The organism is Trichococcus sp. TS_SC_9, assembly GCF_056156325.1.
In genome coordinates this window covers 2,911,502-2,926,636 of sequence record NZ_CM149591.1, presented here as the reverse complement: position 1 = coordinate 2,926,636, position 15,135 = coordinate 2,911,502, and the positions used below count along the sequence as shown (strand labels likewise).

Here is a 15,135-nt window from a genome sequence, read left to right as displayed (position 1 = left end):
TGTCCGCAGAAAATTGGACAGTCCAAACAGGAAACAGGGCAGCTGCCCTGTTTCTTTTACTATTTTTGGTCCTCCGTGAGGTAAATGGCGCCTTATTTGCCGAATGTTTTGATTTAGGTTGACTTGAGGCCCGATTTTTGATAAGCTATTAATGTTGTAAATGTGCGCACCACGGCTACAACCGCACGAATGGGAGTCATAAGACCTTAAAGGGCACTTCGTTTGGCGAGTCTAAGTAAAATAAGGAGGTGCAGAGAATATGTACGCAATTATCGTAACAGGTGGTAAACAATTAAAAGTTGAAGTTGGACAAGCGATCTACATTGAAAAATTAGATGCTGAAGCTGGTGATAAAGTAACTTTTGATGAAATCGTATTTGTAGGTGGAGAAGAAACCAAAATTGGCGCTCCATTCGTAACAGGTGCTTCTGTAGAAGGCACTGTTGAAAAACAGGGCAAAGAAAAGAAAGTAACTACTTTCAAATACAAGAGAAGAAAAGATACACACCGCAAGCAAGGTCATCGTCAACCTTATACAAAAGTAATCATTGACGCAATCAAAGCATAAGAGTGTGAATAAACATGATTGAAGTGAAATTTAAAGAAGATGACCATGGCAACCTGCTTTCTTTCGAGATTACGGGACATGCCGGGTATGGAGTAGCAGGTGAAGATATTATCTGTGCCGCTGTTTCCGTACTGGCCATCGAAACTGTGAATAGCGTGGAACGTTTAGCCGGTTACCAGATGCTTGTTGATGAAGCAAATGATGAAGGCGGGTATCTCTATGCGGAAATACTTTCCGAAAGGGAAGCGGAACAGCAATACATTACGCAGATTTTACTGAAGCATCTATTCTATTCACTGGAAGATGTCGCTCAGACATATCCAGATTATGTGACCATAAAAATGCAATAAAAACTGTACTACTTAATAAGGAGGTGCAAACCACATGTTGAAATTGAATCTACAATTGTTCGCCCACAAAAAAGGGGGCGGATCTACTACCAACGGACGTGAGTCCCAATCTAAACGTTTAGGCGCTAAACGTGCAGACGGACAAACAGTAACTGGCGGATCGATTTTGTACCGTCAACGCGGAACAAAAATTCATCCAGGTACTAACGTCGGTATCGGTGGAGATGACACTCTATTTGCAAAAGTTGACGGTGTCGTTCGTTTCGAACGTTTAGGCCGTGACAAAAAACAAGTTTCTGTATACCCTACAGCTAAATAATACTTGTACTTTTGCCGATCAACCAATTACATACACACAAAAAACCTTGCGGGGGCAAATGATTAGTCACTTCCTTCGCAGGTTTTTTTGTTTTTTACAAAACAACAAAAAGTAAGGGACGGTGAACGACTTGAAAGCAACAAATGTTGAGAGTCTTTTCGGTTTAATGGATGAAGCCATCAAATTACTTCAAACGGAAGCTGAACTATCATACATAGAAGCGTTGTCCGAAACGCTGGAAAATCTTTCCTTTGAAGGGAAAGCACAACAAGTGGAAGGATTGCCCTCAAATGAGGCAATCGAGCGCCTGAACAGCCTCTACAAAAAGATGAATTTGGAAGCCTTGGATAAAGAAATCATCCGCAAGAGCATACAACTGACTTTCATCAAAGCTACGAAAGAAGACAAGCTCCAGATGAATCATCAAATGACTCCGGACACGATTGCGTATCTGATTGCTTATTTTATCGGAGAAATAAAAAAAGATAAGACAGAAAAACTGCATGTTTCAGACTTGGCAGCAGGAACTGGGAATCTGCTCAATATCGTTCTGGCGCATTTGGCAAGCAGAGGCAATGAAGTGACTGCGGAAGCAGTTGACAACGATGACCTGTTGATCAGTGTCGCGGCCAACAGCGGGTCCTTGATGGGATTGTCCGAAAAAATCCATTACACCCACTCGGACAGCCTGCAGGAACTGTTGATTGAACCCTCGGATATCATGGTATCGGATTTTCCAATCGGCTATTATCCAGTGAATGAGCGCGCAAAAAATTACAAAACAGCTTTTTCGGAAGGAAATTCTTTTGCGCATTTCTTAATGTTTGAACAAAATGTGAACTATTTAAAAGAATCCGGTTGGGGGGTTTTTATCGTTCCATCCGATATTTTTGAAACAGATAAAACATCTGTATTAATGGGGTGGCTAAAGGAAAACGTTCATATACAGGCATTTTTGAGCCTTCCGGCAGATCTGTTCCACAAAAATGGAATGAAAAAATCAATCATTATTGTTCAAAAAAATGGTGAAAAATCGATTCAAGCCGAACAAGTGCTTTTGGGGGAAATTCCAGATCTTAAAAACGCACAAAAGATGCAATCTTTCCTGGATATTTTCCACAATTGGAGCGCAAAGATGATATAATATTTATTAGAGATATAAGAAAAATCAGTCAATTTAAAGGAGAGAAAAAAATGTCAAAAATCATCGCTATCAATGCTGGTAGCTCAAGCTTGAAATTTACATTATACGCTATGCCTGATCAGGAAGTTCTTGCAACCGGAATTATCGAAAGAATCGGTTTGAACGATTCCGTCTTCACAATCAAATATGGAGAAGGCGAAAAATTCAAGGTAACGGAAGATATTGCGAACCATGAGATCGCGGTACAAAACTTGCTGGATCAATTATTGGCACTAAACATCATTTCAAGCTACGATGAGATCACAGGTGTTGGCCACCGTGTCGTTGCCGGCGGCGAAATCTTCAAAGATTCCGCGCTTGTGGATGATCTTGTCCTGGAACAAATCGAAGAACTGGCTGAATTGGCGCCGTTGCATAACCCAGCGAACGCTACCGGAATCCGTGCGTTCAAAAAATTGTTGCCTGAAATCACAAGTGTTGCTGTATTCGACACCTCTTTCCATACAACAATGCCGAAAGTAAATTACCTTTACAGCATCCCGATGGAGTACTATGAAAAATATTCTGCAAGAAAGTACGGCGCACACGGAACAAGCCACAAATACGTAGCTGAACGCGCTGCCGAAATGTTGGGCAGACCGATCGAAGAGTTGAAGATCGTTACATGCCACATCGGTAACGGTGGTTCCATCACTGCTGTCCAAGGCGGAAAATCTATCGACACATCCATGGGCTTCACGCCATTGGCTGGTATCACGATGGGAACTCGTTCAGGGGACATCGATGCATCTTTAATCGCGTATTTGATGGGCAAACTGGGCATCACGGATATCAATGAATTCGTTGACATCCTGAATAAAAAATCAGGTCTGTTGGGACTTTCAGGCGTATCAAGCGATATGCGCGATGTTGAAACAGAAGCTGAAAAAGGCAACGAGCAAGCTCAAATTGCATTGGATATCTTCCACAATCGCATCATAAAATATATCGGACAATATGTTGCAATCATGAACGGTGTGGATGCGATCGTCTTCACTGCCGGCGTCGGAGAAAATTCTGCGCCTACCCGCAAAATCATCATCGATGGCATCTCTTGGTTCGGTTGCGAAATCGACGATGAAAAGAACAATGTCCGCGGCGTTGAAAGAATCATTTCAACTGACGATTCAAAAGTTAAAGTACTGTTGATCCCTACGGACGAAGAAGTGATGATCGCTCGCGACGTCGTACGCTTCAGCCAAAAATAAGAAAAGCGGAACGGGTTCGTTCAGCCCTGAAAGAAATTTAGGAAATCGTGCCACGCAACGTTCTCTACGGTCACCTTGTACTGGGACTCTAAGGGATGAATCTCTAAAAGTCCCATGCAACTGAGCATCGTAGAGCGCAATATGCTGAGAGACTTCCTGCGTCAGCAGGGTAGTCGAATAGTATCCTTGGCTCGCAGAGTCAAGGGGTTCCTCTATCCTTTCCGAAGGGCTAACCCGTGCAGCTGGACAACTTTTTGGATGCATGAAACCTTTTGCAAACCTGTAAAACACCAACGGTGACGCACTTTGGGATTCAAAATGTATTATGCTTTCATAATAAAAAATAAAAATTCCGATATGCCAACAACTGGCATATCGGAATTTTTTTGTTGAATTTTTTCTGCGGCAGGGAGTTAGGCCGCTGCCTGTCATTTTTTAGGTTTTGGTTTATTCTCCAGGTCGGTCCGGACGACCAGCACATCGCAAGGTGCGTTGCGGATGACGTACTCGGAAACGGAGCCGATGAACAGTCTTTCGACGGCATTAAGGCCGGTCGCGCCGATCATGATCAGATCCACGCCGTATTCGGCAGGCAAATCTTTTGCGATGATGGCTTTTGGCGAGCCGTATTCGATGACTGTGTGAACATCCGTTATGCCTTCGTTCGTGGCGTAGGTTTTGTATTCTTCCATCAACGTTTTGGATTGGCGGACGATTTCATCCGTAAAACTGCCTTCAAAACCTGTAGGGGTCTGTATGGCTCTTGTATCAATAATATGAGTGATGATGATGGCTGCTTTATTCCGTTTGGCCACTTCCACTGCTTTACGGAAGGATAATTCTGATTCTCTCGATCCGTCAACCGGTATCAAAATTTTCTTATACTCTTGAAACATATTAACCACTCCTCTAAACTAGTATCGCTTACAAGTTTATTTTACTTCACTTTCCATAAAAATGAAAGCGTATGCGATATTTTCCGGAATTTATTGATCAGCGGCCCTGATCTTTCATCATGCCGGCCAGCCGGATGCTGAAGAGTGCTGTATACCCTGAGGCAATCAATACGGCAAATGCATAAAGCAGGGAACTCCTGAAGAAAATCGTCAGCAGACAGAGAAACCCAATCAACATGTACAGGGCTCCGCCGTTGCGGAAAAAGAGCCAGATCTGATGGCGTTGCTGTTCTGTGATCCGATCCGGAGCCAACACGAAGACAGTGGGGCCTTTCAATGTCATGAAAAGTCCGGTCGAAACCAATAATAATGAAAAAAGGGCAATCAACAATTCAACCAAAGTGTGTCCTCCTCAAGGAAATTGCGGGATAATGGCTCAAGAAATGCTTTCCCGAATATTTCAGTCTGCAAAAAAAGCTGCTCAAAGAGCAGCTCCAAAAGTATAAAACTTTATTAGAAATCCGATGGTGCCGGTGAGTTATATTCTACTAGTTTTGAACCCGCATATAAGCAGGTGGGCTCCAATATCCAGTCTCTAACTACCAAATGAAAAGGCGTGTTATCCACCGGAATAAACAGGATCCCAAGGTAGTAATAAATTGTTCGGTCAACACATTGAGAATATGTCGAACACCTCAGAAATCTATATACGTATAGTAGCATACTAATCAATCGTTGGCAAGCAAAACACAAGCATTTCAATCCGGAAACAGTACAGCAGCAACTGGTTAAACGCTGCCAAACAGTAATCAGGAATCTTTGTTGAAGCGGTGCTGCAATTGGCTGGCCAAGGCTTGTTCATATTTTCCGGTCGAAGCGGGCTCGTAGTATCGGCGATCTTTCAGCGAGTCCGGCAAATATTGTTGTTTGATCCAGTGATCCGGGAAGTCGTGCGGGTATTGATACCCGATGCCACGGCCCAGCTTGTTTGCACCGCTGTAGTGGGCATCCCGCAGGCTATCCGGTATGTCGCCGGACTTTCCGGCGCGCACGTCGGCAAGAGCGCTGTCCAAGGCAAGATAGGCCGAATTGGATTTCGGCGAAAGGGCCAGATCGACGACAGCATTGGCCAAGGGAATCCGTGCTTCCGGCAAGCCCAGCTTTTCGGCAGCCTGAACAGCCAAAACGGTTCGGGCCACAGCTTGCGGATTGCCTAAGCCGATATCTTCGTAGGCACAGACCATCAACCGCCTGCAGGCGATCAGCAATTCGCCGGCTTCCAGCAGCCTGGCCAGATAATGTATGGCCGCATCGACGTCGCTGCCGCGGATCGATTTTTGGAAGGCAGATATGACATCGTAATGGGCATCGCCGTTCTTATCGTGGACCAATGCCTTCTTTTGGACACACTCCTCGGCGATGTCCAAGGTTATGTGGATGGTTCCATCCGCATCCGGTTTGGTGGATAGCGCGGCCAATTCCAAGGCGTTCAGCGAGCCGCGCACGTCACCCATCGTACTTCTGGCGAAATGAAGCAAGGCATCTTCGTCGATCATAATCTTTTCTTTACCCAAACCGCGCTTTTCGTCAGCGATGGCCCGTTCCAGCGCCAATATGACGTCCTGTGTGCTCAGGGCCTTCAATTCGAAAATTTGGGTCCGGCTCCGGATAGCGGGACTGATGCTGATGTATGGATTTTCGGTGGTGGCGCCGATCAGGATGACCTGGCCGCTCTCAAGATGCGGCAAGAGAAAATCCTGTTTGGGTTTGTCCAAGCGATGCACCTCATCCAACAAGAGGATGACCTGGCCGGAAAATTTGGCTTCCTCCACGACGATCTGAAGATCTTTTTTTGTGTCGGTAGCGGCGTTCAGTTGCCGGAAAGCCGAATGGGTCGATCCGGCGATGGCGCTCGCAATGCTGGTTTTGCCGATTCCCGGTGGGCCGTACAGTATCATTGAAGAAAGCATCTTGGCATCGACCATACGGCGGATGATTTTATTTTCGCCGACCAGATGACTTTGGCCGATGACTTCGTCGATGTGGACGGGACGCATACGGTATGCTAAAGGTTGTTTCATTATTCTCCGCTCCTTTTTCTCTCCCCATTATATGCCATCTGATAATAAAGAACAAACATTCGCCCGGTTATTTCTTTTTGGCAGCTTTGTGAAAATTGATTGAAAAGAAAGGCAAGCAACATCTTTACTATTTACAAGCAGAAAAGCTATAATGAATACATTGAAAATTGGAAGCAGAAAGCGAGAGTATATAATGACAGATTTCAAAGAGATTATTTTAACACATAAATTATCGGCATTATTTTCGAAAGCCTCTTTTGGAATCGAAAAAGAAAGCCAACGGATAACGGGTGAAGGTACAATCGCCAAGACAAACCACCCGACTGTATTCGGAAATCGCAGTTTCCATCCTTACATACAGACTGACTTTGCGGAAAGCCAACCGGAATTGATCACGCCGCCGATGCAGTCAATCGAGGAAACACATGAGTGGCTGACGGCTATCCATGATGTCGTACTGCGATCCTTGTCGGAAGATGAATACCTGTTGCCTTGCAGCATCCCGCCTACCATGCCGGCAAGCGAAGAAATCAAAGTAGCCAAGTTGGACAGCGCGGATGATGTGGCGTACCGGGAGTACTTGGTCTCTGTTTACGGGAACAAGAAACAGATGGTCAGCGGCATCCACTTCAACTTCGAATTGAATCCTGCCCTCATCAAAGAACTTCATCAGCTTTCCGGGTCTGCCGGGACACTTAAGGCGTTCCAATCGGATGTCTACTTGAAGATGGCGCATAACTTCATCCGTCACCAATGGATCATGACCTATCTTATGGGAGGATCCATATCCGCCGACAGCTCCTACTTCGAAAAAGAAACCCAACAGGATTTGCCTCTGGACAGCTACAAAAGAAGCATCCGCAGCAGCAAATATGGATACGTCAATAAAGCGGACGTGCATGTTTCTTTTGAATCGATTGATGCCTATGTACAGGATATCGAACGGATGGTAACCAGTGGAAAGCTTATTGCCGAAAAGGAGTTTTATTCCACTGTCCGTTTCAGGGGGGCCAACAAAGCGCGTGATTTGCTGACGAACGGAATCGCCTATCTCGAATTCAGGTTGTTCGATCTGAACCCATTTGCCGAGTTCGGAATGCATAAAGAGGATATGTACTTCATCCATTATTTCCTGCTCTATTTATTGTGGATCGAGAAGGATGCCAGCGAAGAAGAGATGAAAATCGGGAAAGAAATGAATTACAGCACGGCATTGGAGAATCCTCTGCAGCCATCCGCATTCCAAGCGGAAGGGCTGTCCGTCCTGGAAGGGATGCTGCAGATGCTGGAAGCGATCGGCGCAGAAGAGAAAATCAGCGCAATCGTTAAAGAAAAAATCGGAGCATTCCACAATCCGGAGAAAACAGTGGCAGGGCAGATGGTCAAGGCAGTGGATGCGACAGAGGACAAAACGGCTTGGGCCACATCTTTGGCCAAAAAGTACAAAGAAGCTGCCTGGAAACGTCCATATGCCTTGAGGGGCTTTGAGGACATGGAACTCTCCACACAGATCCTGATGTTCGATGCCATCCAAAAAGGTTTGAAGATCAACATGCTCGACCGTTATGACCAATTCATCTCGCTGACCTACAAGAATCATCGCGAATACGTGAAGAACGGCAATATGACGGCAAAGGACAGCTATATCGGCCCGCTCATTATGGAAAACAAGGTCGTCACCAAAAAAATATTGGCGGAGAACGGATTCGCTGTGCCGGACAGCGGTGAGTACCATTCTGTGGTCGCAGCCTTGCGCGATTACTCTATCTTTGCTGGGAAAGGCATCGTCGTCAAACCTAAGTCAACGAACTACGGGTTAGGGATTTCCATCTTCAAGGACGGCGCAACAGCTGAAAACTACGAAAAAGCAGTACGCATCGCATTTGAAGAGGACGAGGATATATTGGTCGAGGATTTCTTGGCCGGAACCGAATACCGATTCTTTGTCATAGGCAATGAAACGAAAGCCGTGTTGCTGCGTGTGCCGGCCAATGTGGTAGGTGATGGCAGCCACACAATCCGTCAATTGGTCGAGGAGAAGAATAAAGACAGTCTCCGCGGGAAAAATCACCGCTCCCCATTGGAACTGATAGCGACCGGTGAGCTCGAAAAATTGACGATCCAGGGGCAAGGGTATACTTTCGACAGTATCCCACCTGAAGGCACGAATGTCCGTCTGAGGGATAATTCAAACATCAGTACCGGCGGCGATTCAATTGATTTTACGGATCAGATGGACGACAGCTACAAAAAGTTGGCTGTGCAGATGGCAGCCTCACTGGGTGTTGCAATCTGTGGGGTGGATATCATCATCCCGGATCATTCGGTCCCGGCCACGAAAGAGGAGCCGAACTACGGGGTGATTGAGGCGAACTTCAACCCCGCCATGCTGATTCACATTTATCCGTACCAAGGGAAAAGTCGACGTTTGACGATGGAAATCCTGCGCTTATTGTTCCCGGAAATGCAACTGGAGGAAGAGTAGGGGGAACTTCATGAAAAAATCATTTCTGAGAATTGCCGGCCATATTACAATTGCCTTCATCATGTTTTACGGCTATCTCATCGCGAAGGGATTCAACGACTGGGGGAAGCTGTCGTCTTTTGATCCCCTACTCGTTCCAGCTCTGTCGGCAGGCCTGTTTCTATCCATCCACGTGCATGTCTTTCTTCATGAAGGGGGACATTTTATCTTCGGAAAATTGAGCGGTTATCGGCTGATCAGCTTTCAAGTCAGACGTTACAAATATAGCCATGCGGATCACAGCCTGCATCATATGCAGGCTGCCTCCCCGTTGCTGGCTGGCCAATGCTTGATGGCGCCACCTAAAGGGGACTATGCGGAATTGCCGTATCGCAGTTATATGCTGGGGGGCATTATGGCAAATGCTTTGACGGGGACACTCCTGTACAGCCTGGCTTTTTGTATGGAACTGAAGACAGGCTCCCTGTTCGTTTTGTTCAGTTTGGTGCCTGTCTGGATGGCTTTAGCGAATCTGCTGCCGAAAGCGCAGAATGACGGAGCTTTGCTGAGGGAAGCAAGCCGATCATTGCCTGCGCGCAGGCTCCTGTTCCAGCAGTTGGAGATGGCACAGCTTATCGAAGAAAAAGTGCCTTTTGCCGACTTACCGGACGCCTATTTCGAAAGCATAAACGACGCCCAGTATCAAAAAACCTTCCTGGTTGACTACTTCTACATGGTCGCATATGTCCGCGCTTTGGGGGAACTGGATTTTGAAGAAGCCGATTCATTGTTGCTGACTTTTTCGGCCAACCGTCCAGTCAAAGAGTCAGTCTATTGGCCCGTTTATATGATGGAATCTTTGTTTTGCGATGCGCTGTTCGGTCGGCTCGTAAATGCAGAAGAAAAATACATCCAAATACAAGCTCATCCTTTGTTAAAAAGGTACTGGATCGTAAACAACAGAATAAGGGCTGCCTATGCGTTTTTCTGTCTTACCGATATTGAAGAAACGAAAAAATTGTTGGGACAGGGTCCCGCAACTGCCCAAGATTCCTCGAAGGAAATGGAAACCAGCATCGAATTGCGCCTGTACCGTTGGCTCAACAGTTATTTTGAACACTAGAAAGACTTGCGACAGAAAGAAGGTAACAAATTGATTTATTTCGACCACGCCGCTACGACTCCGGTGAGACCTGAAGTTGTAGCGGTCATTCAGGAATCGCTTATCGAAGATTTCGGGAATCCTTCCAGCACCTATGCTCTGGGAAGACGAACAAGACAGCATATCGACCAGTCACGCAGGATTTTTGCGGCATCCATCCAAGCAGACCCGGCTGATATCATCATCACAAGCTGCGGCTCCGAATCCAACAATACAGCGATCATACCGACTGCGTTGGCTCTGAAGGAAAAGGGCAAACACCTTATCACTTCTGCAGCGGAACACCATGCAGTCCTGCATCCGATGCATTATCTGGAAACGTTAGGCTTTGAGGTGACCTATCTTCCGGTGGACGATACCGGAAAAGTAACCTTGCAATCCCTGAAGGATGCGATTCGCGAGGATACTATCTTAGTCTCATTGATGTATGCCAACAACGAGGTGGGCAGTATCAATCCAATTGCCGAAATAGGTGCTTTTTTGACAGAACAGAACATCCTATTCCACACCGATGCCGTTCAAGCATATGGCAGCGAGCGGATTGATGTGGAGCAACAGCATATCGACTTCCTATCGGTTTCCGCGCATAAAATCAATGGTCCCAAAGGCATTGGATTTTTATACCGTAAAAATAGTCTGCACCTGCCTAATTTCATCCATGGCGGCAGCCAGGAGAACGACCACCGTGGCGGTACGGAAAATACGCCATACATCCGGGGGTTTGCTGAGGCCGTCACTCTGATGGAAGCAGAACGCAAAGAAAGCAACCGCAAAAAACGTGAACTGGGCAAGTATTTACTGAGCGGACTTGAAAAAAGCGGGATTCCATTTGAATGCAATGGTGTCTATCCTGAGGGAGTCCCGCACATCTTGAACATCTGGCTGCCCGGTATGCGTTCCGACAAAATGCTGATTCAGTGCGATCTCAAAGGGATCATGCTGGCGGCCGGATCCGCTTGTACAGCCGGCAGCATTGAACCGAGCCATGTATTGGCAGCGATGTACGGAATGGATAATCCGCGAGCAACCGAATCCTTACGCATTTCATTCGGACCGGATAATACGACTGATGAGGCGGACACGCTGATCGCCTTGCTGAAAAGCATCCACAGTAAGCAATACAAGAACGGCTGAACGAAAGAAAAAAATGTGTTATGATAGAGAAAACGTTATCTTGGAGGACTGCATATGGCATTCGAAAAAAATGTATCTTTAAAGGGATCCGGAAAAACCTTTCGATTGGACGAACAGGTGAAACGCTACACTTTGCGCGACAATGGTTTTGAGGAAACCAAAAACGGCAATTTCCAAATGGTCCGCGATTTGGACAACAGCGTGTTGCATAAACAAGGGATCAAAGTGAAAATTGTCGTCGCTGCCGATCTGAAAACATTGAAAGTTTCCACAACGACGAGCAACGGATTGCAGCTAGTGGATGTCTACGGTAAGGAAACCATGTCGGCTGCGAAAGAACAGTTGGAATACATTTTAGACAGCTTGGTAGAAAACGGCGTCCTGGCTGAAGTGTCGGAGTAATCCCAATTTATTTGTGATATTTGAAAACAACGGACCGGTTCTGTAAGAGTCAATCTTACAGCCGGTTTTTTTTTCATCAAATGGGAAAATGGAACTTGCTAAAATCCATGTGCACAAAAAAAACACCATGCATACTATAAATGCATTAATATAATTATATAAACAGTTGTTTTTTTCATTCCAATTCTTATGAAATATGATATACTTATTCAGAATCGCACAAACAATTCGGGAGATGAAGAAAGTGGAACAAAAATATCAAGGCGCAGCCATGACTACAGTTGATAAAAGCGCCCTAAAGAAGTCACATTTATTTGAGACTTCACAAGTAAAATATTTCATCAGATGTATGCTTGCTGGTATGTTTTTGACGTTGGGTACCTCAATTGCTGTAATGGTCGCTGAAAAAGCAGAACACATGCTGCCCGGTAGTGGGAAATTTTTCTACTCATTCATGTTTGCATGGTCTTTGGTCATGATCAATTACATGAACACAGAATTGGGTACATCCAACATGATGTACATGACAGCAGCTATTTACCGCAAGGTGTTGGCACCTAAAAGAGCTTTAGCAATTTTATTCGCTTGTATCCTTTTCAACCTTATCGGTGGTACCATTGCTTCATTCGTCATGTCATTCACGAATATTTTCCAGGATTTACCGGCTGAGCACTTCCTTTTCCACGCAGTTGAAGGCAAGTTGCTCAAAACACCTATACAGATGGTTGCTGAAGGTATCTTCGCGAACGTCATCGTGAATACGACTGTATTTGTGAGCGCGCATATGAAAGATGACGCCGGTAAGCTCTTCTCGACTATTTTCATCATCTTCATCTTTGCATTTTTAGGCTTTGAACACGTTATCGCCAACTTCTCTTCCTTCAGCCTTGCGTTTTTCGCATTCGGCGGCGCTTTGCCAGGGATGACAGTCGGCAGCGTCCTGACGAACTGGTTCTTCGCTATGATCGGCAATTACATCGGTGGCGGATTGATCATTGGTTTGCTTTACGCATGGATGAACAAGGATTCCGAAGTATACGTAGACTAAGCTTTACAACCAAAAACGAGAAGAGTCCGGCAACCGGATTCTTCTCGTTTTTTCGTCTACGGATAAAAAAATGTCCGAATGAAGATTTGTTCGTTTTTCCGAGGTGATAGTTATCCCAATTGGCGATAAAACTTACGGACCGTTGACAAAAGCGAAGATTATCTGTATTGTTTTACTGTTATTTGTTAACAAAAATAAGGCATGCTGGCCGACCGTCGCAAGCGGCTGATAGATAGAACGAAATGTGATTAAGGAGGATTTTTTTATGAAATTGCTGGAGGAACGTATACTGAAGGATGGCATCGTGTTGGGGGACAACGTGTTGAAGGTGGACAATTTCTTGAACCATCAGATCGATCCCATATTGATGCAACAATTGGGGGATGAATTTGCACGGTATTTTGCTGACAAAAAAATTACCAAAATTTTGACGGTGGAGACATCCGGCATTGTGCCCGCAGTATTCACAGGTTTGGCATTGGGAGTGAAAGTTGTTTTTGCAAGAAAACAAAAGAGTCTGACGATGAAAGACAATCTGTACTCGGCCACTGTCTACTCCTTCACAAAAGATGTCACCAACGAAATTACAATTTCCAAACAATATCTTGACGAGAATGATCATGTCCTCATCATTGATGACTTTTTGGCGAACGGACAAGCCACTAACGGCTTGATGGAAATCTGCAAACAGGCAGGAGCGGAGATCGCTGGTGTCGGTATCGTCATCGAAAAATCCTTCCAAAAAGGCAGAAAAATTTTGGAGGAACAGGGTATGGATGTCTATTCATTGGCGCGCATCAAGTCCTTTGAAAACGGCACGGTACAGTTCATAGAAGAATAGCAGCACAGGAAGGCAGATAATCTCTGTCTTTTTTTTGTTTTCAAACATGGAAAATTTTGGGCGTTCAGGATCTTTCGATTTGGATTCAATATCTCCACAAAGCCTTTTGGAATTGTGGTAAAATGTTAAATATACATGAGATTATGAGCGTTATCTTAATGAGGAGGTTCAATAATGAGAATCGAAACACAATGTTTACACGAAGGATATCACCCAGGGAACGGAGAGCCAAGCGCGCTTCCGATTTACCAAAGCACCACTTACAGATATGACTCCACGGAACATATCGGGAAATTATTCGATTTGACTGCTGCCGGACACATGTATTCGCGCATCTCCAATCCGACTGTTGGAGCCGTGGAAGAAAAAATCGCGGCGATGGAGGGTGGCGTAGGGGCTTTGTGCACAACTTCCGGGCAGGCTGCCACCATGATAAGCTTGATGAACATCCTGAAGGAAGGGGATCATTTCATCAGCACCGCCTCCATTTATGGCGGAACAATCAATCTGTTCGCCGTAACTTTGAAGCGATTCGGAATCGAATGCACATTTGTCGATCAAGAACTGCCTGAGGAAGAAATCCAAAAAATGTTCAAACCGAACACAAAGGCTGTTTTCGGCGAAACCATCGCCAATCCTGCTTTATCTGTTCTGGACATCGAAAAATGGGCCGCGATTGCGCACAACAACAACGTTCCTTTAATCGTAGACAACACGTTCCCGACGCCATACCTTTGCAGGCCGTTCGAGTTTGGAGCGGACATCGTGGTCCATTCCACCTCGAAATACATGGATGGCCACGCTGTACAGATGGGCGGAGTCATTGTCGACAGCGGTAATTTTGACTGGAAAAACGGTAATTTCCCGGAATTTACCGAACCGGATGAATCCTATCACGGCATCGTCTATACGGAAAGCTTTGAGAACGCTGCGTATATTACAAAAGCACGGGTACAGATGATGAGGGACATGGGGGCGTACCCAACCGCCAATGCTGCCTTCTTGTTGAATCTAGGGCTTGAAACGCTGCCTGTGAGAATGGATAGACATTGCAGCAATGCCTTGAAAGTCGCTGAATATTTCAAACAATCCGAGAAAGTTGAATTTGTGAATTATCCGGGATTAGAAGGAGACAAATACCACGAATTGGCAAATAAATATCTGCCGCTCGGAACGTGCGGCGTCATTTCACTGTCTATCGAAGGAAGCAGAGAAAATGCCATCAAATTCATGGACAGTCTGAAGTTGGCGTCCAATGAAGTCCATGTTGCCGACATCCGGACTTGTGTGCTCCATCCGGCAAGTTCAACCCACAGACAACTGACCGATGAACAATTGGCGGCGGCAGGCATTACGCCAGGACTGATCCGCTTTTCGGTAGGGCTTGAAAACATTGCTGACATCATCGAAGACATTGAGCAAGCATTGGCAACCCTGAATTTGGATGCCAAGCCTTATACAGTCTGATCGACAGTTTCC

15 protein-coding genes, 1 other RNA gene and 1 other annotated feature are annotated in these 15,135 nt (G+C 45.6%); of the genes, 12 read left to right on the top strand and 4 right to left on the bottom strand.

Annotated elements, in window-relative coordinates:
* Positions 1–169: 169 nt before the first annotated feature.
* Positions 170–243 (top strand) — a sequence feature (ribosomal protein L21 leader region).
* Between the two features lie 16 nt (positions 244–259).
* The 5 genes from rplU to AC0J5I_RS14135 all read left to right on the top strand — a co-directional run bounded on the left by rplU (position 260) and on the right by AC0J5I_RS14135 (position 3,628).
* Entirely contained in the window at positions 260–568 is a 309-nt protein-coding gene (gene rplU, locus AC0J5I_RS14155; RefSeq protein WP_086628296.1) for a 50S ribosomal protein L21, read from the top strand.
* A gap of 14 nt (positions 569–582) precedes the next feature.
* Positions 583–918, top strand: coding sequence for a ribosomal-processing cysteine protease Prp (locus AC0J5I_RS14150; RefSeq protein ID WP_086985390.1), 336 nt, complete (start codon positions 583–585; stop codon positions 916–918).
* 34 nt (positions 919–952) lie between these two features.
* Positions 953–1,237, top strand: coding sequence for a 50S ribosomal protein L27 (rpmA, locus tag AC0J5I_RS14145; protein WP_068560128.1), 285 nt, complete (start codon positions 953–955; stop codon positions 1,235–1,237).
* Positions 1,238–1,367: 130 nt separating this feature from the next.
* Positions 1,368–2,381 (top strand): class I SAM-dependent methyltransferase, encoded by a 1,014-nt coding sequence (locus tag AC0J5I_RS14140; RefSeq protein ID WP_475301202.1) that lies wholly within the window; start codon positions 1,368–1,370, stop codon positions 2,379–2,381.
* Between the two features lie 50 nt (positions 2,382–2,431).
* Positions 2,432–3,628: an acetate/propionate family kinase gene (locus AC0J5I_RS14135; protein WP_107995895.1), complete on the top strand. Its 1,197-nt coding sequence runs from the start codon at positions 2,432–2,434 to the stop codon at positions 3,626–3,628.
* A gap of 428 nt (positions 3,629–4,056) precedes the next feature.
* Here the strand turns inward: AC0J5I_RS14135 and AC0J5I_RS14130 are convergent, their stop codons facing one another.
* The 4 genes from AC0J5I_RS14130 to AC0J5I_RS14115 all read right to left on the bottom strand — a co-directional run bounded on the left by AC0J5I_RS14130 (position 4,057) and on the right by AC0J5I_RS14115 (position 6,605).
* On the bottom strand, positions 4,057–4,524 hold the full coding sequence (locus tag AC0J5I_RS14130) for a universal stress protein (protein ID WP_086628292.1): 468 nt from the start codon (positions 4,522–4,524) through the stop codon (positions 4,057–4,059).
* Positions 4,525–4,621: 97 nt separating this feature from the next.
* Entirely contained in the window at positions 4,622–4,924 is a 303-nt protein-coding gene (locus AC0J5I_RS14125) for a hypothetical protein (protein WP_107995894.1), read from the bottom strand.
* A gap of 114 nt (positions 4,925–5,038) precedes the next feature.
* A non-coding RNA gene (ssrS, locus tag AC0J5I_RS14120) (6S RNA) lies at positions 5,039–5,229 on the bottom strand.
* 104 nt (positions 5,230–5,333) lie between these two features.
* Positions 5,334–6,605 carry a replication-associated recombination protein A gene (locus AC0J5I_RS14115; protein WP_475301194.1) on the bottom strand — a complete coding sequence of 424 codons (1,272 nt, stop codon included), beginning with the start codon at positions 6,603–6,605 and terminating at the stop codon, positions 5,334–5,336.
* A gap of 193 nt (positions 6,606–6,798) precedes the next feature.
* Between AC0J5I_RS14115 and gshAB the strand changes: the two genes are divergently transcribed.
* The 7 genes from gshAB to AC0J5I_RS14080 all read left to right on the top strand — a co-directional run bounded on the left by gshAB (position 6,799) and on the right by AC0J5I_RS14080 (position 15,123).
* Complete coding sequence (gene gshAB, locus AC0J5I_RS14110; RefSeq protein ID WP_475301191.1) at positions 6,799–9,090, top strand: bifunctional glutamate--cysteine ligase GshA/glutathione synthetase GshB; 2,292 nt, start codon at positions 6,799–6,801, stop codon at positions 9,088–9,090.
* Positions 9,091–9,100: 10 nt separating this feature from the next.
* The gene (locus AC0J5I_RS14105) at positions 9,101–10,192 is read left to right on the top strand and encodes a zinc metalloprotease (RefSeq protein ID WP_475301187.1); all 1,092 of its coding nucleotides are present in this window, start codon (positions 9,101–9,103) and stop codon (positions 10,190–10,192) included.
* Positions 10,193–10,222: 30 nt separating this feature from the next.
* Positions 10,223–11,365, top strand: a complete 1,143-nt coding sequence (locus AC0J5I_RS14100) for a cysteine desulfurase family protein (RefSeq protein WP_475301183.1) — start codon at positions 10,223–10,225, stop codon at positions 11,363–11,365.
* A 54-nt stretch (positions 11,366–11,419) separates the two neighbouring features.
* The gene (locus AC0J5I_RS14095) at positions 11,420–11,767 is read left to right on the top strand and encodes a cysteine desulfurase (RefSeq protein WP_475301179.1); all 348 of its coding nucleotides are present in this window, start codon (positions 11,420–11,422) and stop codon (positions 11,765–11,767) included.
* Between the two features lie 271 nt (positions 11,768–12,038).
* A complete protein-coding gene (locus tag AC0J5I_RS14090; RefSeq protein WP_086628425.1) occupies positions 12,039–12,815 on the top strand; it encodes a formate/nitrite transporter family protein in 777 nt (258 codons plus the stop codon).
* A 265-nt stretch (positions 12,816–13,080) separates the two neighbouring features.
* On the top strand, positions 13,081–13,656 hold the full coding sequence (locus tag AC0J5I_RS14085; RefSeq protein WP_107995888.1) for a xanthine phosphoribosyltransferase: 576 nt from the start codon (positions 13,081–13,083) through the stop codon (positions 13,654–13,656).
* Between the two features lie 174 nt (positions 13,657–13,830).
* Complete coding sequence (locus AC0J5I_RS14080) at positions 13,831–15,123, top strand: O-acetylhomoserine aminocarboxypropyltransferase/cysteine synthase family protein (protein WP_107995887.1); 1,293 nt, start codon at positions 13,831–13,833, stop codon at positions 15,121–15,123.
* Positions 15,124–15,135 lie beyond the last annotated feature (12 nt).

What these genes read in the sequence shown, in the direction of transcription:
- rplU (WP_086628296.1), top strand. Translation starts at nt 260, where the DNA reads ATGTACGCAATTATCGTAACAGGTGGTAAACAATTAAAAGTTGAAGTT.
- AC0J5I_RS14150 (WP_086985390.1), top strand. Translation starts at nt 583, where the DNA reads ATGATTGAAGTGAAATTTAAAGAAGATGACCATGGCAACCTGCTTTCT.
- rpmA (WP_068560128.1), top strand. Translation starts at nt 953, where the DNA reads ATGTTGAAATTGAATCTACAATTGTTCGCCCACAAAAAAGGGGGCGGA.
- AC0J5I_RS14135 (WP_107995895.1), top strand. Translation starts at nt 2,432, where the DNA reads ATGTCAAAAATCATCGCTATCAATGCTGGTAGCTCAAGCTTGAAATTT.
- AC0J5I_RS14130 (WP_086628292.1), bottom strand. Translation starts at nt 4,524, where the DNA reads ATGTTTCAAGAGTATAAGAAAATTTTGATACCGGTTGACGGATCGAGA.
- AC0J5I_RS14115 (WP_475301194.1), bottom strand. Translation starts at nt 6,605, where the DNA reads ATGAAACAACCTTTAGCATACCGTATGCGTCCCGTCCACATCGACGAA.
- gshAB (WP_475301191.1), top strand. Translation starts at nt 6,799, where the DNA reads ATGACAGATTTCAAAGAGATTATTTTAACACATAAATTATCGGCATTA.
- AC0J5I_RS14105 (WP_475301187.1), top strand. Translation starts at nt 9,101, where the DNA reads ATGAAAAAATCATTTCTGAGAATTGCCGGCCATATTACAATTGCCTTC.
- AC0J5I_RS14095 (WP_475301179.1), top strand. Translation starts at nt 11,420, where the DNA reads ATGGCATTCGAAAAAAATGTATCTTTAAAGGGATCCGGAAAAACCTTT.
- AC0J5I_RS14090 (WP_086628425.1), top strand. Translation starts at nt 12,039, where the DNA reads ATGACTACAGTTGATAAAAGCGCCCTAAAGAAGTCACATTTATTTGAG.
- AC0J5I_RS14085 (WP_107995888.1), top strand. Translation starts at nt 13,081, where the DNA reads ATGAAATTGCTGGAGGAACGTATACTGAAGGATGGCATCGTGTTGGGG.
- AC0J5I_RS14080 (WP_107995887.1), top strand. Translation starts at nt 13,831, where the DNA reads ATGAGAATCGAAACACAATGTTTACACGAAGGATATCACCCAGGGAAC.